The sequence below is a fragment of the Aneurinibacillus thermoaerophilus genome, assembly GCF_019603355.1.
Lineage (GTDB): Bacteria > Bacillota > Bacilli > Aneurinibacillales > Aneurinibacillaceae > Aneurinibacillus > Aneurinibacillus thermoaerophilus.
The window spans coordinates 2,052,495-2,074,809 of sequence record NZ_CP080764.1 but is presented as its reverse complement, the minus strand read 5'-3'; the positions used below and the strand labels follow the sequence as shown (position 1 = coordinate 2,074,809).

Here is a 22,315-nt window from a genome sequence, read left to right as displayed (position 1 = left end):
AAGCAGTATGATTTTTAATAAGGAAATGGAAACGATGTCAAGGAGAAAGATGGAAGAACTGCAACTTGAAAGGCTGAAAGAGACGGTAAAGCGTGCGTACGAAAACGTGCCGTTTCATCGGGAAGCGTTTGCCAAAGCGGGCATCAAACCGGAAGATATTCAGTCGCTAGAGGATTTGCGCCGACTTCCGTTTATGAAGAAAACCGATCTGCGCGAAAATTATCCGTTTGGCCTGTTCGCGGTCGGACAGGAAGATATTGTGCGCATTCACGGTTCTTCTGGTACGAAAGGCAAACCGACCGTCGTTGGCTATACGAAACAAGATATTGAGAATTGGTCGGAAATGGTGGCTCGCGCCATTTGCTGTGCGGGAGGCCGCCCAGGTGATATATTCCACAATGCGTATGGCTACGGTTTGTTTACGGGCGGTCTCGGTTTGCACTATGGTATTGAATATTTGGGAGCCGTTGCTGTTCCGGTATCTGGCGGTAATACGCCCCGTCAGATTACGCTGATTCAGGACTTTCGTCCGCGCGGCATTTCCGGTACGCCGTCATATATTCTTAACATTGTGGAAGAAATGAAGAAGCAGGGGCTCAACCCGCGCGAGACGAGCTTGGAATACGGCATTTTTGGAGCGGAGCCGTGGTCCGAAGAGATGCGCGCACAGTTGGAGGAAGAACTCGGCATTAAAGCGGTGGATATTTACGGATTGAGCGAAGTAATGGGACCTGGCGTTTCGATTGAGTGTTATGAGGCACAGGATGGCCTGCATATCGTGGAAGATCATTTTATTGCCGAAGTTGTGGACCCTGAAACCGGAGAGCCGCTGCCATATGGTGAACAAGGAGAGCTTGTGTTTACATCGCTGACTAAGCAGGCGTTCCCGGTCATTCGCTACCGCACCGGAGATATTGCGTCGTTGAATCCGGAACCGTGCAAGTGCGGACGGACGAGCATGCGTATGTCCCGCATTAAAGGTCGCGTAGACGATATGCTTATTATTCGCGGGGTGAACGTGTTTCCGACTGAAATTGAATCGGTGCTGCTTACATTTAAACAGCTTGCTCCACACTATCAGGTTGTTATTAAACGCGAAGGCCCGCTGGACAGTTTTGAAATTCATTGTGAAACAACGCCAGAATACATGAGCCAGGTTGTGACGCTGGAAGGAAATGAAGAAGTAGCACGTCTTGTAAAAGCAATCAGTCATGAAATGAAGAACACGCTGGGCGTGTCTGTCAGGTTGTGTCTAGGAAAGCCGAATACGATTCCGCGCAGTGAAGGCAAGGCGGTGCGCATCGTCGATAATCGTAACAAGGTACTGTCGTAGTTTTTGTTTGATTTATCTTTTTTTTCGCAATCTTTTATTTTATAGGGGGGCGGAGTATGGGGTATGACTACATTAAAGCAGAGCGGGAAGGCGCGGTCGGTGTGATTGCGCTGAATCGTCCAGAAGTGTTGAACGCGCTTAATTTGCAGCTCATCGACGAATTAGTGACCGAACTGGAACGGATGGATCGGGATGATTCGATCCGCGCCATCGTACTAACGGGAAATGAGCGGGCGTTTGCGGCTGGGGCTGATATTGGTGAGATGGCCGATGAAGCGGCAATTTCAATGCTTTTGAAAGATCAATTCGCTGTTTGGGATCGTATCGCGGGCATTTCGAAGCCGATTCTTGCGGCTGTAAGCGGTTTTGCGCTTGGTGGTGGCTGCGAGCTGATGATGAATTGTGACATCATAATCGCTTCAGAGACGACAAAAATAGGACAGCCGGAAATTAAGCTTGGCGTTATGCCGGGCGCAGGTGGTACGCAACGCCTGACGAAAGCGGTCGGCAAGGTGAAAGCGATGGAAATGCTGTTGACGGGAGAGCCGATTTCGGCGGACGAAGCGCTGCGCTACGGATTGGTGAATAAAGTGGTGCCAGTAGAAATGTACTTCCACGAAACGATGAAACTCGCACGGAAAATTGCGGAGCAACCTCCCATTGCGGCCCGGTTGATTAAAAAATCCGTGCTGAAAGCGATCGACAATCCATTGAGCGAAGGATTGGATTATGAACGCAATTGTTTTTATTTGCTGTTTGCGAGCGAAGACCAAAAAGAAGGCATGCGCGCTTTTATTGAGAAGCGCAGGCCGAAATTCAGCGGACGCTAAGGAGGCGCATGATTATGTACGAGACGATTTTATATGATGTGATGGAAGGAATAGCGACGATTACGCTCAATCGACCGGAAAAATTCAATGCGTTCACCGAGAAAATGCACAAAGAAATAATTGACGCGTTAAAACAGGCCGGGAAAAGCTCAGACGTTCGCTGCCTTATCATTACTGGCACCGGAAAAGCGTTTAACGCGGGCCAGGATTTAAGCGATATGCAGGGGGTAGAAGTTGATTTTGGCGAGTTTTTGCGCAAGCGCTATAATCCAATGATTATGCAAATCCGAAATACCGAAAAACCCGTTATTGCCGCAGTGAACGGCGTGGCGGCGGGCGCAGGCATGAGTCTAGCGCTGGCATGCGATATTCGGCTTGTATCAGAGAAGGCGTTCTTTACTAATGCATTTATCAACATCGGACTTGTGCCGGATTCAGGCGGCTGTTACTTCTTGCCGCGCATTGTCGGCATCGGCAAAGCGCTGGAGTTGGCGATGACAGGCGAAAAAATTTCGGCTGAGGAAGCGTACCGTATCGGGCTTGCCAACAAAATTTGTTCGGCCGAAAACTTTGAAGCCGAAGTGAAAGAATACGCCGCGCGTCTAGCGAAATTGCCGACGAAAAGCATCGGTTTAATTAAACGGGCGATGTACAAGGGAGTGGAAATGAATTTGGAGGAGACGCTTGAATATGAAGCGTACTGTCAGGACATTGCGGGCAGTACTGCGGATCACAAAGAGGGCGTGCAGGCATTTTTGGAAAAGCGCTCTCCTGTTTTCACAGGAAAATAGCAAGGAGGAGAGGATATGACAGCGTATCAGATCGGGGTTATCGGCGCCGGAACGATGGGGGCGGGTATCGCCCTCGTGTGTGCTAGCAAAGGGCACCGCGTGCTTTTGCTGGACGCGGATCGGAACGTGCTGGAAAAAGCGCAAGCGTATTTGCAGGCGACATTGACCCGCAATGTTGAGAAAGGCCGGATGACGGAACAAGAAAAAGAAGCAACGTACGCGAGAGTATCCCCGGTAGAAGATATGAATCGGCTCCGAGGGTGCGATATCGTAATTGAAGCGGTGCCGGAGCGGCTTGCGCTTAAGAAATCGATTTTTGCTTCCCTCGTTACTATTTGTCGGGAAGACGCGTTACTGTTAACGAATACGTCTTCTCTTTCTATTACGGAAATCGCAGGCGGTCTGAAACATCCGGAACGTATTCTTGGACTTCATTTCTTTAATCCTGCGCCGGTTATGCCGCTTGTAGAAGTCATTCGCGGGAAAAAGTCAAGCACGGAAAACGTGAATCGGGTATACCGATTTGCAGAAGAATTGGGCAAGGTTCCAGTGCTGGTCGAGGATACGCCTGGTTTTATCGTCAATCGCGTGGCGCGTCCTTATTATAATGAAGCGTTGCGCATTATGAGTGACCGCGTGGCAGGGCCGAAACAGATCGACCGGATTATGAAAAAAGCGGGTGGCTTTAAGATGGGGCCGTTCGAATTGCAGGACATGATTGGCATTGATATTAACTTTGCGACGACCGAATCGGTGTACACAAATTTCTTCTATGAAGGGCGTTTTAAGCCGAGTCGAATTCAGCAGCGGATGGTGCAGGCGGGAAGCCTGGGCCGGAAAACAGGGGAGGGATTTTATGATTACAGCAAATAAGGCGGTGGTTCTCGCCGGCACAAGTCCCCTGGAGCAAGAGTTGCGCGAAGCGATGTTGGAAAAAGGGTACCGCGTTCTTTCAATAGATGAAGCAAAAGAGTACGGTGGAAATATTACGGTAGCCGTTGAAGTCACGAATTTTGATCTGGAGACGAAAAAGGCGGCCGTGCGGGATTTGGATAGCGTGCTTGCACCGGATGTGCCGCTTCTTTCTACATCGCTTGCCGTGACGGCGACTGAGATTGCCTCGTGGGCGGTGCATCCGCAGCGCATTGTAGGATTTGGCACATTTGCGCCGCTTGCGGCGCGCGAGCTGATTGAAATGGCGCCGGCTTTGCAGACCGAAGGAACGTTTATGGTACAGGCTTCCGCTTTTTTGGAATCGCTCGGCAAAGAGGTAGAAACGGTAGAAGACGAAGTCGGACTCGTATTTCCGCGCATTCTTTCGCTTATTATTAATGAAGCGATTTTCACGGTCATGGAAGGCACGGCGACGCCCGAAGATATTGATACGGCCATGAAGAAAGGCACGAACTATCCGTACGGCCCGCTGGAGTGGGCGGATATGATCGGTCTGGATGAAATATATGCCGTGATTAAAGGGTTACACCAAAATATGTTGGAAGAGCGTTATCGTCCAGCTCCGCTGCTGCGCAAAATGGTGTTAGCCGGACGGATCGGACGCCGGAGCGGCCGAGGGTTTTACACATATGACGGACAAGAGGTGCCGATAGCATGATAACGGGAACCAGAAGAGAAGCGTATATAGTAGCCAGCGCGCGGACGCCGATCGGTAAGCTGGGCGGCAGTTTGAAAGACGTGCCGATCGACGATTTGTCTGCCGTTGTAATGAAAGAAACGCTGCACCGTGCACAGATAACAGGCGAGCAAGTCGACGGCGTGATTATGGGCAATGTCATTTCGGCCGGTCCATTCATTAATATTGCGCGCGTCGGCCTGTTGAAAGCTGGACTACCGGAATCTTTGCCGGGGCTTACGGTGAACCGGGTCTGTGCTTCGGGACTGGAAGCGATTAATCTCGCGGTTCAATCCATTCAGGCCGGACATGCGGATGTGATGCTGGCGGGAGGTGTGGAAAACCTGACCCGTTCGCCGTATATTCTAGAGAAATTCTCGCAGCCGTATCAACGGGGGCCTCAGACGTTAATGGAGTCGTTCGGCGGCCCTCGTTCGGCGCCCGTATCCATCTACGGGGAACTAACCATGGGGGATACGGCCGAAAACGTGGCTGAGAAATTCGAGATTAGTCGCGAAGACCAAGATAAATTTGCGTTGGAAAGCCAGCGGCGCGCAGTTGCGGCGATCGACGCTGGAAAATTTGCGGAGGAAATCGTGCAGGTGGAAATTCCGCAACGTAAGGGCGACCCTGTTGTGTTTGCGGAAGATGAATACCCTCGCCGCGACACGACGCTTGCGGCACTGGCGAAGCTTAAGCCGGCGTTCCGCAAAAACGGAACGGTAACGGCGGGCAATTCATCCGGCATTAATGACGGGGCGGCTGCGGTGTTGGTGATGAGCGAAGACAAAATCAAGCGGTATGGAGTCAAGCCATTGGGCCGTGTCGTGCACTTTGCGTGCGGCGGGGTAGATCCGCGGATTATGGGCATTGGCCCGGTAGTCGCCATCCGTAAGCTTTTGAAGGAGACCGGGCTTTCGATTGATGACATTGATTTATTTGAGTTAAATGAAGCCTTTGCGTCCCAGTCGCTTGCCTGCATTCGCGAATTAGGACTTCCAATGGAAAAAACGAATGTGAACGGCGGTGCCATTGCGCTCGGCCATCCGCTTGGGATGAGCGGCGCTCGGCTTTTGGGCACGATTTTATACGAACTTCGGCGTCGTGGCAAACGATATGGTGTCGTCTCTCTATGCATTGGGGGTGGCCAGGGACTTGCGACGCTTGTAGAGACGGTATAGTAGTGGGGGCACAAGGAGAAAGGGGAGAGAAGCTATGAGAACGCCTGTCATTATTGATGCGGTGCGGACGGCTATTGGTCGACACGGAGGCGCGCTGAAAGATGTACGTCCGGACGATTTGGGCGCCGTGGTTATCCGCAAATTGTTGGAACGTAATCCGGAGATAGCTCCTGAAAAAATAGAGGATGTCATTTTTGGCTGCGCCAACCAAGCTGGAGAAGATAACCGCAATGTAGCAAGAATGTCGCTTTTGCTCGCGGGCTTACCTGTAACGGTACCGGGTGTGACAGTGAACCGTTTGTGCGGTTCAGGACTGGAAGCGGTGAATCAGAGCGCAAATGCAATTGTGGCCGGCTGCGGCGACGTATATATTGCCGGAGGAACAGAGAGCATGACCCGAGCCCCGCTCGTGGTGATGAAACCTGGTGCTGCCTATCAGCGCGGCAACCTGCAATTGCACGATACGACGCTTGGTTGGCGTCTCGTCAACGATAAATTGGCGGCTATGTATCCGCCTATTTCGCTTGGGGAAACGGCGGAGAACGTAGCAGAACAATACAGCATCTCACGCGAAGATCAGGACGCATTTGCGCTTGCCAGCCAGCGAAAATATGCGGCGGCGCTTGCAGCAGGCAAATTTGCGGCTGAAATTGTGCCCGTAGAAATTCCACAGCGTAAAGGTGAGCCAATCGTATTTAATCGGGACGAACACCCGCGGCCGGATACGACGATGGAACAATTAGCCAGGTTGAAACCGGCGTTTAAGCAGGGAGGCACGGTAACGGCAGGCAATTCGTCGGGATTAAATGACGGGGCAGCCGCTTTATTGCTGGCCGAAGAAGAGACGGCGCGTAAACTGGGGCTTAAGCCGCGGGCAAAAATCGTTGCGTCCGCAGTTGCGGGCGTCGATCCTTCAGTTATGGGGATCGGGCCGATCCCGGCGACGCGTAAAGTGTTGGCGAAGGCCGGTTTATCGATTCATGACATTGATTTGTTCGAAGTGAATGAAGCGTTCGCCGCGCAAGCGGTGGCCTGTGTGCGTGAACTTGGCATCGATATGGAGAAGGTCAATGTGAACGGCGGCGCTATCGCGCTTGGTCATCCGCTTGGTATGAGCGGTGCGCGCATTTTGACCACGCTATTGTACGAAATGGAACGCAGGGAGGTACGGTACGGTCTTGCCACGATGTGCATCGGTGTTGGGCAAGGTATTGCCACCATTATCGAGCGCGTATAACGTATAAAACGAAGAATGGTGAAAAGGAGAAAGCCACGGCGCTTCCAGTTGCGCTGCGGCTTATTTTTTGCCCTTCCAGGTCTACATTTTTGTTGCTGTCCAACAGCTGAAATGCAGAAATAATTTGACGACTTTTGTCATGTCTACTATAATGTCGGTACTGTTGGGAAATAGGAAAATAGGAGTTGGAAGAATGATGAAGCCACAATCTATGCTTTTTACGATATATGGGGAATATGTGCGACATTACGGTAGTGAGATCTGGGTGGGGAGCCTGACACGGCTGATGGGAGAATTCGGCTTGTCCGAACAGGCCGTCCGCGCTGCAATCTCCCGAATGTTGCGTCAGGGATGGCTTGAATCGAGACGGGTCGGCAACCGCAGCTACTATTCGATGTCGCCGCGCGGCCAGAAGCGTCTGGATGAGGCAGCTGCCCGGATTTATAAAGTGGAAGCGAGCGGCTGGAACGGAAAATGGTGCATTACAAGCTACACGATTCCGGAAACGCAGCGAAATTTGCGCGACCACTTACGCAAAGAATTGAACTTTCTGGGTTTTGGCATGCTTACCAACAGCACGTGGATTAGCCCGAATGATTTGGAAGAGCGCGTAAAGGACATTACCGAAGCGTATAATCTGACCGAGTATGTTGAAATTTTTACGGCCGAACATCTTGGATGGAGCGATCCGAAAAGGCTGGTAGAAAAGTGCTGGAATCTTGACGAAATCAACAAAGCATACCGCGAATTTATCAACATGTATCATCCGCGGTACGAAGAGATGAAAAAGAAATTGAAAGCCGGAAGGGAGATTCCGGATAACGAATGCTTCGTTGCCAAGACGGAACTAGTGCATTATTACCGCAAATTCTTGTTTATTGACCCGGATCTTCCAGAAGAATTGTTGCCGGATGTATGGCTTGGTAAAGAAGCGGATGAATTGTTTAATGAGTACCATAACTTGCTTCATCCTGGCGCGGTCCGTTTTTTTGAAGAGGTATACGAAGCTGTACCTGTCGGAAAATAAGGCAGGCGGTACGGCCATTGCTTTTGATATTCCCCCTTTCTTTGCGCCTTACGAGAGGACGCAGGAAAGGGGTTTTTTGTGCCCTGGCTTAAATAAAATTCCTTCTTTTTAAAATTTTTATCGTAATCCCTCAATTTTAAATAATCTATTGAAAGAGAGTATAACGTTATGTTATTATAACGTTATAAAAACGTATTATATATATTTAGTGCAAGATAAATGGAAATCCATCATAAACATTGTGCGGAAAAACGCGGACAAGATTGAGGGGAGGCAACGTAATGGCACAGCAATTACATGCGGTGACAGGGACAGCGTACGAAGAGAAAGTAGCGCAGTTCATGGCGCGAATCGAGCGCGGGGAAAAAATTGAGGCAGACGACTGGATGCCAGATGATTATCGCCAGCAATTAATTAAGCTTATTTCAATGCACGCAGTTAGCGAAATTATGGGGGCGCTTCCGGAAAAAGAATGGGTACCGAAAGCGCCGAGCCTGCGCCGGAAACTGGCGATTATGGCGAAGGTGCAGGACGAGATGGGACACGGGCAGTTGCTCATGCGCGTAGCGGAAGACTTGCTTGTCCCGCTTGGCAAGACGCGCGAAGATTTGCTGGATGACTTGTTTACCGGACGATTGAAATTTCATAACGTGTTTCATATGGAAGCGCCCACGTGGGCGGATGCGGGCGTTATTGGCTGGTTAGTGGATGGTGCCGCCATTATTACGCAGACGATGTCGCTGGACACATCGTACGCGCCGTACGCGCGCGCGCTGCACAGAATTTGTGCGGAGGAGAAGTTTCATGCCCAGCACGGTGAAAGTATCGTGCTCGCACTCGCGGAAGGAACGAAAGAACAGAGGCAAATGCTGCAGGATGCGGTTAGCCGCTGGTGGCCGGCGCTGCTGATGTTTTTCGGACCGCCGGAAGATGGTGGTATCACGAGCAACCAGCAACTCAATATGCGTTACAAAATCCGTTCACAAACGAATGAAGAGTTGCGCCAAGCATTCTTCTCCAAATATGTGCCGCGGATTTTCCACCTTGGTCTAACCCTTCCGGACGAGACGATTCATTACGATGAGAGGGAAGGCAAATGGCACTACAAACAGCCTGATTGGGAAGAATTTAAGCGAATTATCAAAGGCGGTGGCCCTTGTTCTAAAGAAAGACTGCAATTGAGGAGAATGTCGTACGAAGAAACGCAATGGGTGCGTGACGCGTTATTGGGTAAAGGGCGCCGAGCGGTATAAGGAGGAAGAAACGATGAGCGAGAACAAGCAAACGTTTTCCGTATACGAAGTATTCAGCCAGAAAAGTCCGACGGCTAGCTTTACACATCAGTTTAGTTTGCTCGCGCCGAATCATGAAGTAGCGATGACGATGGCACGCGAGAATTTCATGCGCCGCGAACCGGCCGTCAACATCTGGGTTGTTAAGCGTGACGATATTTATGTCCTGCCGCCGGAAGAGCGGCCGCATCTGGAACGCATGGATAACAAAGCGTATCGCGAGACGAAAGGATACGGCGATCTTCAGGCGAAGTGGCGCTACCACAAAGAACAGTATGAAAGAAAAAATGCGGCGAAGTAGGAAAGAACGGAGGGACAGCATGGCAAACCAACACTCAATTACAAGTGCTGACGAGGCGAAGCAACATCCGGAATATTTGGCGGCGTTGAAAGAATTGTTGTATCAAATGGCAGACGATGATTTTATTCTGGCATACCGCGGGTCCGAATGGCTTGGGCTTGGCCCTCACATCGAAGAAGATGTAGCATTTTCGTCCATATCCCAGGACACGATGGGACACGCGGTCATGTTCTATGAGATGTTGGAAGAACTCGGAGAAGGGAAAGCGGACGACTTGGCGCAACTAAGAGAAGCGTCGGCGTTTCGTAACGCTATCCTCGTTGAACGCCCGAACGGCACGGGTCATTACAAGGAAAATCCGCATTTCGACTGGGGATACGCTGTTACTCGTTTTTACTTATACGGCCTCTTTAAGCAGACGCGCCTTGAGTCGCTTGTTCATTCTTCCTATCAGCCGCTTACGCTTGCAGCAAGAAAAATGCTGCCGGAACTAGGGTATCATCTTTATCACTGGCAGGTATGGATGAATCAGCTTGCGGTTGGCAGTCAGGAAGGGTATGACCGCATCATGCAGGGGGTAGAGAAAGTATGGCAGGATGCCGGAGATTTGTTCGTATTCGGTTCGAAAGAAGTGGATATGGTAAAATTCGGGCTTATTGAAAGCGGTCAGACGCTGGCCCAGCGCTGGCTGGAAAAAGCGAAGCAGGCGCTTGATGCGTGCGTCCTGCCCTGGCCGGGTATGCCGCAGACGACCGAATTATCAGGCCGTGCAGGACAGCATACGCCGGATCTGACCGAAGTGCTGAATACGCTTTCGGAAGTATACCGTATTGACCCGGCAGCAAACTGGTAAAGCAAGGAGGGAAAGCCGTTGGCGCAGCAAATGGAAACGCAAATCGAGAGCGCGGTATGGGAAAAACTCCAAGATGTGAAGGACCCGGAGATTCCAGCCGTCAGCATGGTGGAAATGGGAATGATTCACGCAGTCGACGAACAAGATGGCGTTGTCACGGTTCAGGTGCTACCGACATTTGTCGGCTGTCCGGCGCTCGACATTATGCGGAACGAAATCATTCGTCAGTTACAAACCGTGGAAGGCGTGCAGGAGGTGCGCGTTACGTTCGTGTATGATCCGGCGTGGACGTCGGAACGTATCAGTGAAGCGGGACGGGAGAAGTTGCGCCAATTCGGCATCGCTCCGCCTCCTGTAAACCACAAACCAGGCGATCCTTGGCAAGTGGATTGTCCGTTCTGCGGCTCGCCGTACACAACGCTGGATAATTTATTTGGCCCGGCGGCTTGTCGCAGTATTTTGTATTGTAAGCAGTGCAAAAATCCTTTTGAGGCGTTAAAGCCCATTTAACCACAAAGAGTAAGACATCGAAAAGAGGAGGAATCGCGTATGACGGAAGCAAACGTAATCACGGAAACGAAACGGATGTTCATTAATGGTGAATGGGTGGAATCAGAAAGCGGAAAGACGCTGAAAGTGGTAAGCCCGGCTACAGGAGAGCAGGTCGGTATCGTGAGTGCCGGGGACGAGCGCGATGCGAGAAAGGCGATTGATGCGGCGGCGGAAGCGTTTAAAGCTTGGTCACAGCTAACCGCCCGCGAGCGCTCTAAATATTTATATAAGCTGTATGATTTAGTACGCGAGAATCGCGATGAATTGGCAGGTATCATCTCAGCCGAGATGGGCAAGCCGATCCGCGAAGCCAAAGGAGAAGTGCTTGGTGCAGCTGATAACTTCATGTGGTATGCGGAGGAAGCAAAGCGAGTCTACGGCGAGACGGTTCCTTCTTCTGTACCGAATAAGCGTATTATGGTGACCAAGCATCCGGTTGGTGTTGTTGCCGCAATTACGCCGTGGAATTTTCCGGTGAATATGGTGGCGCGCAAAATCGCGCCCGCGTTGGCCGCCGGCTGCACTGTTGTGCTGAAGCCTGCAGAAAGCACGCCTTTGAGCGCGATCCGCTTATTTGAACTCATCGAGCAGGCGGGTTTTCCGAAAGGTGTTGTCAATCTTGTTATCGGGGAACCTGAGCCGATCGGCAAAGAGTTTTTGGAGAACAAAAAAGTTCGTAAAATCGCGTTTACCGGCTCGACTCGCGTTGGCAAGCTGCTTATGGAAGGAGCGGCGAAGACGGTGAAACGGGTCAGTCTGGAGCTAGGCGGGCATGCGCCGTTTATCGTTTTCGAAGACGCGGACTTAGACGCTGCGGTTAACGGCCTGTTCGAAAGCAAGTTCCGCAACTCTGGTCAGATGTGTATTTGCACGAACCGCCTGTATGTGCATGAATCGGTTGTCGAAGCGTTTACAAATAAGCTGGTTGCACGCATTAAGCAGGTAAAAGTGGGCGACGGCCGCAACAAAGATACGGAAATCGGGCCGCTCATCAATGAGCAAGGACTGAATAAGGTGCTCGAACATATTGAAGACGCGCGCGCGAAAGGTGCCATTGTTGCCTGCGGTGGCAACCGCTTGATGGACGGCGAATACGCCAAAGGCTTCTATTGCGAGCCGACGGTTATTACCGGCGTGACGCAAGACATGCGTATCTATAGGGAAGAAACATTCGGACCGGTCGTGCCGATTATTACATTCACAGATGAAGCGGCTGTAGTAGAAGCGGCAAATGATACGGACTATGGCCTGGCTGCGTACGTATATACACAGAATAACGCGCGCTGCTTCCGGATGGCTGAAATGCTGGAATATGGCATCGTCGGCATTAACGATGGAGCGCCGACTCAAACACAGGCACCGTTCGGTGGTTTCAAGGAAAGCGGCATTGGCCGTGAAGGCGGACATTACGCGATGGACGAGTTTTTGGAAACGAAGTTTGTTTCATTTGGTCTATAATTATTTAAGAAAAAGAAGGTGCAAGGTAATAGGAAAAAGAGTCACGGGAACCCGCCCGCGGCTCTTTTTATTTTATATGGAAGAGGCCCATGAAAAAATAGGCGCGCTTTTTAACCGTTCAGCGCGCGTGCATAGGAGTATTCAGGAACCAGAAGTATGTATCAATGGCTGATACGAGGGCGCGGACGATTTGCGCTTGATACTCCGGATCGGTCAGGCGGGCCCGGTCGATTGGATGGCTTAAAAAGCCCATTTCCACCAATGCTGTCGGACAGATGGAATGATTAAGCAAATAAAGCGTTTTCGCTTTGCGTGGAAGTTCAGATGTCTTATACAAATTGTTAAGCGCATGTTGTATCGTGTCGGCTAGAAAAAAGCTTTGGTTATTTTCCTGATAAAATACGATAGGACCGTGTATTGACGGGTTTTTCGAGGCGTTGGTATGCAGACTGATCATAATTTTTGGTGTCAGCGCCTTTGCCAGGTGTTTGCGTTGCGCTAAATCTTTTTGGTGACGTGAACGGGTTTGTAACCATTCGTTTTCGTCGCTCAGAGCGTAATCGCCGTCACGGTTGAGCGCAACCTTGTAGCCGAGCATATTTAGATGTTTGAACAATAGGCGGGCGACAGCAAGGGTTATGTCTTTCTCCAATTGTTTGCCGTAAGCAGCTCCTCCGTCCACACCCCCATGCCCGGCGTCGATGAGAACATCTACTTCCACCGGAGAAAATGAATGTTCCTCCGCCTTAGCAGTGTGTGGAAAAAGAGAAAAAGCGAGAAATAAACAAAGAACGAGCAGTGTGTTTTTCCTCATTTTTATCCTCTCATTCACGTTTTGGATAAAAATAAGATGCCCTATTTTTAGTTTTTTATGATGAAGTTGACCCTTTCAACGACAAAGGGAACTCCCACCAGAAGTCCAGCGTTGACATCATTTTTTTATTTATTTATAGTAGTTACAAATAGGTAAAAATTACAATATAAAAAGGGATGATAGTGATGAAAGTAATGGTTTTATCCGGAAGTTCGAGACCGAATTCCAACACGAGAGGATTGGCGAAGGGGGTATGCGCGCATTTGGAACAGCAAAAGGTGGATGTATTGTTTTTTGATGTTGGGATAAATGAGTTGCCGATTTATAAGGGCGGAGAAGACATGGAGCATCCGGAGGTCAAGCGCTTGCAGCGATACGCAGAAGAAGCGGATGCCTTTTTTGTGTGCACGCCGGAATATCACAGTGGAATGAGCGGAGCGTTAAAGAATGCATTGGATTTTCTGCACGGTGACCATTTCCGCGGGAAGCCTGTAATGATCGCCGCGGTGGGCGGCGGTGGAAAAGGCGGAATCAACGCGCTGAACAACCTGCGCACTGTTTTACGCGGCGTGTATGCGCTTGTGCTTTCTGATCAATATGTGACGGATATGAGTTGCTATAACGATCGATGCGAATTGGTACATGACGACAGCCGGACGAGGCTGAAAGAGATGGTCTGCGAATTGTTGCGCGTGACAAAAGCGCTTAAGCAATCATGATTGCAGGGGAAGAAAAAAGCCGAGAAAGGGTGAAGTGGACATGATGGGCAGAAGCCATCTGACGCTGGGTGCGCTGAGCGGTATTGCGGTGGCAAAAGTAACGGAAACAGGTATGTTTGACGGTGCCGTCGTGACGCTGTTTGCGGCCTTCTCGGCGCTTGTTCCCGATCTGGATGCTGATGGCCTTTTAACCCGTAAGCTAACAGATCGGCCTTTGCGCATAATCCGGCTATTCTCCGGATATATTGGCGTAGCGCTTATTTTGTTGAGCTATTTCCCGGAAACGCGTAACGGTCAGTTTTTGACCGCGTTTATCGGACTTTTGTTCCTTGGTGTCGGGTTTGTGCTAAGGGATCATGCATCCCGTAAGTGGATGGTGACGCTTTTGGGCATATTGTTGATGGGAACGGCAATTTATCTCTATTCTGGCGCTTCTGCGCTTGTTTTGCACCGGGTTCCGTACGAGGTGCTGCGCTCTGATTACGTATGGTTGCTTGGGTTTGGACTTTTTATTGCCCTTGTGCCGCACTTTGCCCATCGGACATACACGCATACCGTTTGGGCGCTTATCGCTTGGGGATATATTTGGTTTTACGCGGAAGCGTCGTTACATATATCCGGCTTATTTTTGGCCGCGATCATCGGATACGCCTCCCATTTGTTTGCAGATACGCTGACTGTAGCCGGGGTGCGTTATTTTCATCCTTTTCCGCCGACGGTCAAGCTTCCGCTGATCAAGACGAAAAAAGACAGCCGCCGTGAAGCGGCTGTGGTGCTTGCCTGCGTTGTTCTGGTCTTTTTCCTGTATTTTGATGCCTTCCCTTTACATTAATCTAGATTACGCATAAAACACCAGAAAAGGAAAACAATACAGAAAGTGAAAAGAAAACGGGAGGTGACAAGAAGTGAACGAGATAACCTTACGGGAGTTAATGATGATTGAAGACGAACTGCGGGCGGAGTCTATTACGGCCAAAACGATGAACTGGTGTGCTTCGCAGTGTCAAGACGCGGGAATGCGTTCCATGCTCGAGCGAATGGCGGAACAACACCAACTGCGCGTAGCTGAGCTGTCCCAATACTTTAACCGTACTGATCATGTACAATAAGGATAGACGCAAAGGAGGAGCATTATGCCAAACAATATGGAAGGGCGCGGTTTGACAGATCGGGAGATTATGCAGCTTTGCCTTGAATTGGAAAAAGGTCGGGCGCGCAGTATTGCCAGCGTGCTCTTGGAGACAAGCCACAGCGAATTGCGAAAGATTTATCAGCGCTGCATGGACACCGTCCTTGACAACCAAAAGCAAATTTTCGACAATATGCGGCAGAGCGGCTATTATGTAGTGCCGCAGGCAACGCCTGAACAGATTGCCGAAATGCAAGGACTTCTGCAAAATAATTTGAATCCTGGCAGTCAAGTATAAATCCAGAACCAACATGCGCAGAAGATAAAAATAGGGTATAATAGAACAGAAAAAGAACCGTGTAGCATATCTATGCGGTTCTCTTTTTCTTCATACCCCCGCTCTCTAGCTCCTTTTTTTGTTTTCATGATTGTCACAGATTTAACACTTTCTCTTCAAAGAAATCCCACGGAAAATGTAAAAAATGGAGCGGATAAGGTTACAATGAAAGGAATAGAATGATTTTGGTAAAGGTGGTGTTGAACGGGTTGTATCCTAGAGGACCTTTGCGTTTAATGTATCGTTTGTACCGGCATATCTTTCCCGCCGTACGGGCGGAAGTGGAGCGCTGGCGCGAGCGGGCGGGGCAGATTCCGGACCCGGAGCTGCGCAAGCAGGCACTCGATAGCATCGAAAATAAACGGTTTCACTGCGAGGGTGGTTCCGTGTATGCTGCCGCGCATCTGGCATGGAAAGAACCGCTTATCCGTTTAATCGTCGCATATCAGACGATTAGCGATTATTTGGATAACTTATGCGACCGTTCCACATCGCTCGGTGCGAATAACTTTGCCCGTCTGCATCAAGCGATGTTGGACGCGGTATCGGGTCGCTTTTCGTCGGTTGATTATTATGAATTTAATAGGGAAAAAGATGACGGGGGATATTTGCGTGCGCTTGTCGCGGCCTGCCATGCGGAAATTGAACATCTGCCTAATTATGCTCTCGTACGGGATGATGTATATGAATTGGCTTCGTTGTATTGCAACTTGCAAGTTCACAAGCATGTGGTACAGGAAGAGCGGGAAGGGCGCTTGCTGAACTGGTGGCAGGAGCATCGAGGGAAAGCGCCGGACCTTAAATGGAACGAATTCGCGGCCGCAACCGGTTCAACTCTTGGGGTATTTCATCTTTTTCAAATTGCGTCCTATCCTGAAGTATCAGCCAGCCGTATCGCATTCATTAAAAAAGCGTATTTCCCTTGGGTATGTTCGTTGCACATTTTGCTAGATTATTTAATTGATTTAGAAGAAGATGAAATCGGTGGCGACTTGAATTTTATTGCATACTATCAAAACGAGCGAGAAATTTATGAACGGATTCACTATATCGTCGGAGAAGCGAAGAAGAACATTCAGGCGCTTCCAGACCGGAAGTTTCACAATATGATTGTCGATGGGCTTTTGGGGCTGTATTTATCGGACGGTAAAGTTCAGCGTCAGCCGATGGTGCGCCGTGTGGCCCGTTGGATTCTTCGCTCGTCTTCGCTTCCGACCCGTTTTTTCTTTTTGAACAGCCGGGGGTATCGTGGCGGTAAAGCTGTATTACAAGCCCCGCCGAGTGGTAAATGATAGGGTTTTCCTTCTGTGTAAAATGCGGTATGATGATTGTTGCGTGACGAATACATAGAAAAGGGAACGAGTGAGAGTATGATAGTGACCACACGGCATAAAGCAGGATCTGATGTGCGAACACAGGCGCGATCGCTTGCTGAAGCGTTCGGCGTCCGCTTTATTGAACGAAGAAACTTGTCCGTGAATCGGCTGCATGAACTGGATGATGAAGTGCTTGTCGTAACTGACAGCGGGCTTCGCGCCTATAGCGCAAAAGCGGATGCTCCCTTTTTTTTTCATCCTAGCATGGCTTTGCTTCGTATAAAAAGGATACTTGGCGGCGATACTGATGTAATGGTTCGGGCATGCGGGCTGCGAACTGGCGACACGTTTTTGGATTGTACGCTTGGCCTTGGCTCTGATTCGATCGTTGCGTCTTTTGTCACTGGTGATACGGGACGCGTGGTAGGTCTGGAATCGGAGCAAATTCTGGCCGCTGTGGTCGCCGACGGACTAAAACGCTATGAAAGTCCGCTGGTCGAAGCGGTGCAGGCGATGCGGCGCATTGAAGTTGTGTCGATTCATCATTTGACTTTTTTACGGCAATGTGAGAATAATAGTTTTGATATTGTTTATTTCGACCCGATGTTTTTTCAAGCGATCGCGGCCTCTGATAGCATAGCGCCGTTGCGCCCGTTCGCTAACTATGAACCGCTGACGGCAGAGGCGGTAGAAGAAGCAAAGCGTGTGGCCCGTCGACGCGTCGTGATGAAAAACCACCGGGACAGTGTTGATTTTAATCGGCTTGGTTTTGTGCGCCTGCCGAAAGCAGAACGCGCCTTTACATACGGAATTATCGAAGTCGGAGGCGAAGCGCAATGAGTGGAAGTACACAGCGTCTGCTTACGATAGTTGGACCGACTTCGGTAGGGAAAACAGCGCTTAGTCTGGAACTGGCCAAGCGGTTTGATGGCGAGATTATTTCCGGTGATTCGATGCAGTTTTATCGCGGGATGGACATTGGAACGGCCAAGGCGACAGAAGCGGAGCGAGAAGCTATACCGCATTATCTGATCGACATTTGCGACCCGGATGAGGAGTTTACCGTCGCTGATTTTCAACGCGCATGCGTGGCCCTTATCAAAGATATCAATGCGCGCAGGAAGCTTCCCATGCTGGTCGGTGGAACGGGTTTGTACGTTCAATCCGTTATTTATGATTATAAGTTTTCTGCGGCTGGAGAAGACGAAGCATATCGGGAAGAAATGAAGGAATTCGTCGCGAAATATGGCAAAGAGGCGCTACATGCCAAGCTTGCAGCGGTGGATCAAGAAACAGCGAACCGGTTGCACCCAAATGATGTTAAACGTGTGATTCGTGCGCTCGAAGTGCACCATGTGACTGGAATGCCTATGTCCGAATATCAGACGCGAAGCGAAGAGTCGCCGTACAATTTGCTGCTTATTGGGCTGACGATGGACAGGACACAGCTGTATGAACGCATCAACCGCCGCGTGGATGCAATGGTTGCGGAAGGGCTAGTGGAAGAAGTGGAAGGATTGCTGGCAAAAGGGTATAATGCTTCACTGCGTTCTATGCAGGCTCTCGGCTATAAGGAAATCATCGCCTATTTGGAAGGGCAGATGGCGAGAGAGGAAGCGATTGAACTGATAAAGAAGCGGACACGAAATTTTGCGAAGCGTCAGCTTACATGGTTTCGTGCTATGAAGGATATCATTTGGTTCGATGTCACCCCTATAAATGGGCAGCCCCTCGCGTCTATATATGAGTCAATTTATGAGACTGTGGCAGGAAAGTTCGGTTAAGCGACGAAATATAATAAAAAAATTATAAAAATCATTGTTCAGAAACATCATGAAAAATCCAATCTTACGATTTGGGTGAGAATGGTGGCCTCCCTTTTTCAGAGTTACAAGGGGGGAATTGGCTTTTTGTTTTTTGGTTAACAGTCTCTCAAATCGAACTGGAAATTCGCAATTTCGAGGGGCTTAAACATACTATACGAGGAGGTATTATCATGGCAAATACCATCAACATTCAGGATACGTTTTTGAATCATCTGCGGAAGGAGAACGTGCCTGTCACCATTTATTTGGTGAATGGTTTCCAGCTTCGCGGACTTGTTAGAGCGTTTGATAATTTTACTGTCGTTATTGATACGGAAGGAAAACAGCAATTGGTATACAAGCATGCCATTTCTACCTTCTTACCACAACGGCCGGTTTCTTTGATGTCTGATAACGAGTAATATTCGTTTACGGCGCACTACCGGGCAGCGACATGCTGCCCGGCATTTTTTATTTGACTAAACTTATGAAAATGATTAAATTATTTATTGTGCTTAAACGAGCAGATGGCGTGCGCATAGAAAGTGTGCGTTTTGCCAGCATATGGTTTTACGGCAGAGAAGAGAGAAGATGCTCCCTCTTTTGTCTCGGAAAAAGAGGTTTTTTTGTAAAAGAGATTTTTTGTATGAGATCTAAAGGAACAAGCTTGCCGATTCGCCCGTAATGCGGCTGTTTGATTTCAATGTGGAAAAAGGGCGTGTGGGTGCAAGCGTGCGAGTTTTTCTTAATTAAAGGAGGGAATACGTTGATTTCAGTCCGCAATCTTGAAAAGATATATGGAAGTGGCGACAAAGCCGTCCATGCGATTAAAAACGCGAACTTTGAAATCAAAAAAGGCGAGATTTTCGGCGTTATCGGATTCAGCGGCGCCGGAAAAAGTTCATTAATCCGCTGCATCAATTTGCTGGAACGTCCTACATCGGGAGAAATTATCGTCAATGGCACGGATTTGACCAAGCTTTCTTCAAATGAGCTGCGCAAAGCGCGCCGCAAGATCGGGATGATTTTTCAGCACTTTAATTTGTTATCGTCCAGTACGGTATTTGACAACGTGGCCGCACCGCTTAAACTTAGCAAGGCGCCAAAGGACGTGATTCAAAAGAAAGTAACGGAATTGCTGGAAGTCGTCGGACTATCCAAACGGGCACACGCATATCCGTCACAATTGTCTGGCGGTCAGAAGCAGCGTGTAGCGATTGCCCGGGCGCTGGCGAATGATCCGGAGATTTTGCTGTGCGATGAGGCGACATCCGCGCTTGATCCGCAGACGACAGAATCGATTCTTGACTTGTTGCTGGATATTAACAAGAAGTATAATCTGACAATTATGCTTATTACCCATGAAATGCATGTCGTCAAGAAAATTTGCGATCGTGTGGCCGTGATGGAGGAAGGGAAGATCGTGGAGATGGGTTCGGTGCTTGACATTTTCTCACGCCCGCAAACTGCGACCACGAAAAATTTTATTCGCAATATTTTTGACGACGAACTGCCACCAGGCTTTCTTGAGCGCGTGCAGCATGCACCAGGAAGTCGCATCGTGCGCCTAACATTTATCGGGGAAAGCACGGAACAGCCGGTGCTTGCGGAATTGACAGAGAAGTTTCACCTGAAGCCGAATATCATGTTCGGACATATTACACAAATTAAAGATACGACCTTCGGCTACCTGGTCATTTCGCTGACCGGGGAAGCGAGCGTTTTGGATGAAGCGTTGCAATACGTGAAAGAACAAGGAATACATGCGGAGGTGATTCATCATGTTTAGTGGAGCGGATCCGCATTGGGATTTATATTTACCCGCGCTACAGGAAACGCTGTACATGGTCGGGCTATCAATTTTCATCGGTACGCTTATCGGGATTCCGCTGGGCGTGCTGCTTGTCATTACTCGCCCAGGTCATATTTTTGAACAACCGATCATTTTTCAAATAATTAATACGATAATCAATATTATTCGTTCGGTGCCGTTCATCATTCTGCTGTTCGCGCTCATTCCGCTGACCAAGCTGATCGTTGGCACATTTATCGGTGTAGAAGGCGCGATTGTACCGCTTGTCGTGTACGTGTCGCCGTATATTGCGCGTTTGATGGAATCGGCACTGTTGGAAGTGGATGCAGGATTGATTGAGGCGTTTCAGGCGATGGGCGCGACTCGACGTCAGATTATTTTCAATGTGATGTTGAAGGAAGCACGTCCGGCGATTGTGCTTTCGCTAACCATTGCGATCATCGGGTTGATCGATGCAACAGCGATGGCGGGAATCATCGGTGCTGGCGGCTTGGGGAATCTGGCGTATCGTTACGGCTTTCAGCGCTGGGAAACGCTTGTCATGATCATTACGGTTATTATTCTAATTGTGCTTGTACAATTGCTGCAAACGCTGGGGAACCGGATCGCGCGGACAATGCGCAAGGAGTAAGAGATGATTTGTATGGTAGTAAGAAATACAGCCGAGTAAAGCGGCCGAACGGATTCGCGACTTTCATCTTTCTGAATTGAACAGAGCCAAAAAATAAACGCCCAAGAGCGCATTTCCTGGGCGTTTATTTTTTAGCTTGCTTTCGCGTCGCTCCACTAATGATATTTGAAATGTAGTACTTTACTTTACCCAGCCATGCACGATCGGATAATGGAAAGGGCGCTCTTGCAGTGCGTACACGATGCCTTTGATCGGATAATAAATCCCAATAAGTGAAAAAATCAGCAGCAATACAAATCCGATCAGCACAATGACGAGCAGAGAAGAAATGAACAGTGCAATGACCATCAAAACGTGGAACAAAAGCGCTTCCATCGCTTTTTCTTTTATATACGGATGATCGGACAAAAAGTAAAACAATAACGGAATAAGTACCGGAGCGAAAAATGTGCTTCCGTGGATAATCACACAAGCTGGTTTAACATTCATGCATTTTAGCCTCCTTGCGTATTTATTTTATTAATACGGATAACAAAAGTGAATGTTTCAGATAAAGGGGAAAAAGTTTGGCTTCGAGAACAGAAGTTGGGCGTTTTCCCTTCTATATTTCTGGTGGTATGCATATATATATAAAGATGTGAATGTTAAATGTGGAGGGGTAGCCATGTATCTTGGTGTATTTGATATGGGGGAAAGGTTGGAACAAATGCGAAAGTTGTTGAAAGAAAAACGGCGGTTGAAGGAGTTGCTTGAGCAGGATATCCAGCAGATCGAACGGGATATCGACAAGCTTGAAAAGCAACTTGAGAGAGCTGAACGTAGCCTTTCCTTGAGATGAATGGGCGTTTGTCCCTCTTCCTTGCTTTTTGGCCGCTGCGTACGATATAGCAGAAGTATAGAAATGAAGGTGAAGGGATGACGAAAAAAGAGTTGGAACGCTTCGCAAGACAGAACCCGGATTTCGTCGCCTGGGCCAAATCGCAGCGGCAGAAAGTAAGAGCGCTGGCTCGGCAGCGCAATTATGAGCTTATTGTTCAAGAATGGGAAAAAAGCAAGCAGTCAGAATCGGCCCAGCGTAAGCTCATGGCACACCAAATTGCCCAATCCATGCGGGACGTGAAAAATTTTATACAGAATGTAGAGAGTGTCTTTACGAAAATCAAAACGCTGCATGGATATGCAAAAAACCTCAAAAGGTAACGCTTTTGAGGTTTTTTGTTAGCTTCTTACCAGGAGAAACGTGTGGGACGAAGGATAGGAAAGACC

27 protein-coding genes are annotated in these 22,315 nt (G+C 49.2%); 25 read left to right on the top strand and 2 right to left on the bottom strand.

The features are described 5' to 3' along the window. Window positions 1–7: 7 nt before the first annotated feature. From paaK to K3F53_RS10675, 13 genes are all read left to right on the top strand, one after another. Window positions 8–1,333 (top strand): phenylacetate--CoA ligase PaaK, encoded by a 1,326-nt coding sequence (gene paaK, locus K3F53_RS10735; RefSeq protein WP_057898555.1) that lies wholly within the window; start codon window positions 8–10, stop codon window positions 1,331–1,333. 56 nt (window positions 1,334–1,389) lie between these two features. After that, window positions 1,390–2,163 carry an enoyl-CoA hydratase-related protein gene (locus K3F53_RS10730; RefSeq protein WP_091260604.1) on the top strand — a complete coding sequence of 258 codons (774 nt, stop codon included), beginning with the start codon at window positions 1,390–1,392 and terminating at the stop codon, window positions 2,161–2,163. A gap of 14 nt (window positions 2,164–2,177) precedes the next feature. Then, on the top strand, window positions 2,178–2,954 hold the full coding sequence (locus K3F53_RS10725; RefSeq protein ID WP_057898557.1) for an enoyl-CoA hydratase-related protein: 777 nt from the start codon (window positions 2,178–2,180) through the stop codon (window positions 2,952–2,954). Between the two features lie 15 nt (window positions 2,955–2,969). Next, complete coding sequence (locus K3F53_RS10720; RefSeq protein ID WP_057898558.1) at window positions 2,970–3,827, top strand: 3-hydroxyacyl-CoA dehydrogenase family protein; 858 nt, start codon at window positions 2,970–2,972, stop codon at window positions 3,825–3,827. Next, the gene (locus K3F53_RS10715; RefSeq protein WP_057898559.1) at window positions 3,811–4,566 is read left to right on the top strand and encodes a 3-hydroxyacyl-CoA dehydrogenase family protein; all 756 of its coding nucleotides are present in this window, start codon (window positions 3,811–3,813) and stop codon (window positions 4,564–4,566) included. Before K3F53_RS10720 ends, K3F53_RS10715 begins: the two co-directional genes overlap by 17 nt. Next, the gene (locus K3F53_RS10710) at window positions 4,563–5,765 is read left to right on the top strand and encodes a thiolase family protein (RefSeq protein ID WP_175493602.1); all 1,203 of its coding nucleotides are present in this window, start codon (window positions 4,563–4,565) and stop codon (window positions 5,763–5,765) included. Before K3F53_RS10715 ends, K3F53_RS10710 begins: the two co-directional genes overlap by 4 nt. 34 nt (window positions 5,766–5,799) lie before the next feature. Continuing rightward, entirely contained in the window at window positions 5,800–7,002 is a 1,203-nt protein-coding gene (gene pcaF, locus K3F53_RS10705; protein ID WP_057898560.1) for a 3-oxoadipyl-CoA thiolase, read from the top strand. A 196-nt stretch (window positions 7,003–7,198) separates the two neighbouring features. Next, the gene (paaX, locus tag K3F53_RS10700; protein WP_057900300.1) at window positions 7,199–8,029 is read left to right on the top strand and encodes a phenylacetic acid degradation operon negative regulatory protein PaaX; all 831 of its coding nucleotides are present in this window, start codon (window positions 7,199–7,201) and stop codon (window positions 8,027–8,029) included. Window positions 8,030–8,310: 281 nt separating this feature from the next. After that, complete coding sequence (gene paaA, locus K3F53_RS10695; RefSeq protein ID WP_057898561.1) at window positions 8,311–9,282, top strand: 1,2-phenylacetyl-CoA epoxidase subunit PaaA; 972 nt, start codon at window positions 8,311–8,313, stop codon at window positions 9,280–9,282. A 13-nt stretch (window positions 9,283–9,295) separates the two neighbouring features. Continuing rightward, window positions 9,296–9,622: a 1,2-phenylacetyl-CoA epoxidase subunit PaaB gene (gene paaB / locus K3F53_RS10690; protein ID WP_057898562.1), complete on the top strand. Its 327-nt coding sequence runs from the start codon at window positions 9,296–9,298 to the stop codon at window positions 9,620–9,622. Between the two features lie 19 nt (window positions 9,623–9,641). Continuing rightward, window positions 9,642–10,475 carry a 1,2-phenylacetyl-CoA epoxidase subunit PaaC gene (paaC, locus tag K3F53_RS10685; protein ID WP_057898563.1) on the top strand — a complete coding sequence of 278 codons (834 nt, stop codon included), beginning with the start codon at window positions 9,642–9,644 and terminating at the stop codon, window positions 10,473–10,475. A gap of 18 nt (window positions 10,476–10,493) precedes the next feature. Further along, window positions 10,494–10,985 carry a 1,2-phenylacetyl-CoA epoxidase subunit PaaD gene (paaD, locus tag K3F53_RS10680; protein WP_057898564.1) on the top strand — a complete coding sequence of 164 codons (492 nt, stop codon included), beginning with the start codon at window positions 10,494–10,496 and terminating at the stop codon, window positions 10,983–10,985. A gap of 57 nt (window positions 10,986–11,042) precedes the next feature. Next, window positions 11,043–12,485 carry an NAD-dependent succinate-semialdehyde dehydrogenase gene (locus K3F53_RS10675; RefSeq protein ID WP_057900301.1) on the top strand — a complete coding sequence of 481 codons (1,443 nt, stop codon included), beginning with the start codon at window positions 11,043–11,045 and terminating at the stop codon, window positions 12,483–12,485. Window positions 12,486–12,603: 118 nt separating this feature from the next. Here the strand turns inward: K3F53_RS10675 and K3F53_RS10670 are convergent, their stop codons facing one another. Then, entirely contained in the window at window positions 12,604–13,299 is a 696-nt protein-coding gene (locus K3F53_RS10670; protein WP_057898565.1) for an N-acetylmuramoyl-L-alanine amidase family protein, read from the bottom strand. Between the two features lie 185 nt (window positions 13,300–13,484). Here K3F53_RS10670 and K3F53_RS10665 point away from each other — a divergent pair, with 185 nt between their 5' ends. The 10 genes from K3F53_RS10665 (at window position 13,485) to K3F53_RS10620 (ending at window position 21,049) form a co-directional block, all read left to right on the top strand. Further along, window positions 13,485–14,018, top strand: coding sequence for an NADPH-dependent FMN reductase (locus K3F53_RS10665; protein ID WP_220558944.1), 534 nt, complete (start codon window positions 13,485–13,487; stop codon window positions 14,016–14,018). 40 nt (window positions 14,019–14,058) lie between these two features. Beyond that, complete coding sequence (locus K3F53_RS10660) at window positions 14,059–14,850, top strand: metal-dependent hydrolase (RefSeq protein WP_220558943.1); 792 nt, start codon at window positions 14,059–14,061, stop codon at window positions 14,848–14,850. Window positions 14,851–14,923: 73 nt separating this feature from the next. Next, window positions 14,924–15,127: a hypothetical protein gene (locus K3F53_RS10655; RefSeq protein WP_057898568.1), complete on the top strand. Its 204-nt coding sequence runs from the start codon at window positions 14,924–14,926 to the stop codon at window positions 15,125–15,127. A gap of 24 nt (window positions 15,128–15,151) precedes the next feature. Then, window positions 15,152–15,445 (top strand): spore coat protein, encoded by a 294-nt coding sequence (locus tag K3F53_RS10650; protein ID WP_057898569.1) that lies wholly within the window; start codon window positions 15,152–15,154, stop codon window positions 15,443–15,445. A gap of 218 nt (window positions 15,446–15,663) precedes the next feature. Next, window positions 15,664–16,776 carry a tetraprenyl-beta-curcumene synthase family protein gene (locus K3F53_RS10645; protein ID WP_246615627.1) on the top strand — a complete coding sequence of 371 codons (1,113 nt, stop codon included), beginning with the start codon at window positions 15,664–15,666 and terminating at the stop codon, window positions 16,774–16,776. A 114-nt stretch (window positions 16,777–16,890) separates the two neighbouring features. Further along, a complete protein-coding gene (locus tag K3F53_RS10640; RefSeq protein ID WP_162265013.1) occupies window positions 16,891–17,640 on the top strand; it encodes a class I SAM-dependent methyltransferase in 750 nt (249 codons plus the stop codon). After that, window positions 17,637–18,584, top strand: coding sequence for a tRNA (adenosine(37)-N6)-dimethylallyltransferase MiaA (miaA, locus tag K3F53_RS10635; RefSeq protein ID WP_057898572.1), 948 nt, complete (start codon window positions 17,637–17,639; stop codon window positions 18,582–18,584). The genes K3F53_RS10640 and miaA overlap by 4 nt, the downstream gene beginning before the upstream one ends. 212 nt (window positions 18,585–18,796) lie before the next feature. Beyond that, complete coding sequence (gene hfq / locus K3F53_RS10630) at window positions 18,797–19,027, top strand: RNA chaperone Hfq (protein ID WP_057898573.1); 231 nt, start codon at window positions 18,797–18,799, stop codon at window positions 19,025–19,027. A gap of 344 nt (window positions 19,028–19,371) precedes the next feature. Beyond that, window positions 19,372–20,394 carry a methionine ABC transporter ATP-binding protein gene (locus K3F53_RS10625; RefSeq protein WP_057898575.1) on the top strand — a complete coding sequence of 341 codons (1,023 nt, stop codon included), beginning with the start codon at window positions 19,372–19,374 and terminating at the stop codon, window positions 20,392–20,394. Further along, a complete protein-coding gene (locus tag K3F53_RS10620; protein WP_057898576.1) occupies window positions 20,387–21,049 on the top strand; it encodes a methionine ABC transporter permease in 663 nt (220 codons plus the stop codon). The genes K3F53_RS10625 and K3F53_RS10620 overlap by 8 nt, the downstream gene beginning before the upstream one ends. Window positions 21,050–21,229: 180 nt before the next feature. Here the strand turns inward: K3F53_RS10620 and K3F53_RS10615 are convergent, their stop codons facing one another. Continuing rightward, window positions 21,230–21,538 (bottom strand): DUF4870 domain-containing protein, encoded by a 309-nt coding sequence (locus tag K3F53_RS10615; protein WP_220558942.1) that lies wholly within the window; start codon window positions 21,536–21,538, stop codon window positions 21,230–21,232. 175 nt (window positions 21,539–21,713) lie between these two features. Between K3F53_RS10615 and K3F53_RS10610 the strand changes: the two genes are divergently transcribed. Next, window positions 21,714–21,887, top strand: a complete 174-nt coding sequence (locus K3F53_RS10610) for a hypothetical protein (RefSeq protein ID WP_175493599.1) — start codon at window positions 21,714–21,716, stop codon at window positions 21,885–21,887. A gap of 77 nt (window positions 21,888–21,964) precedes the next feature. Next, window positions 21,965–22,249 (top strand): hypothetical protein, encoded by a 285-nt coding sequence (locus K3F53_RS10605; RefSeq protein WP_057898578.1) that lies wholly within the window; start codon window positions 21,965–21,967, stop codon window positions 22,247–22,249. Window positions 22,250–22,315: the final 66 nt, after the last annotated feature.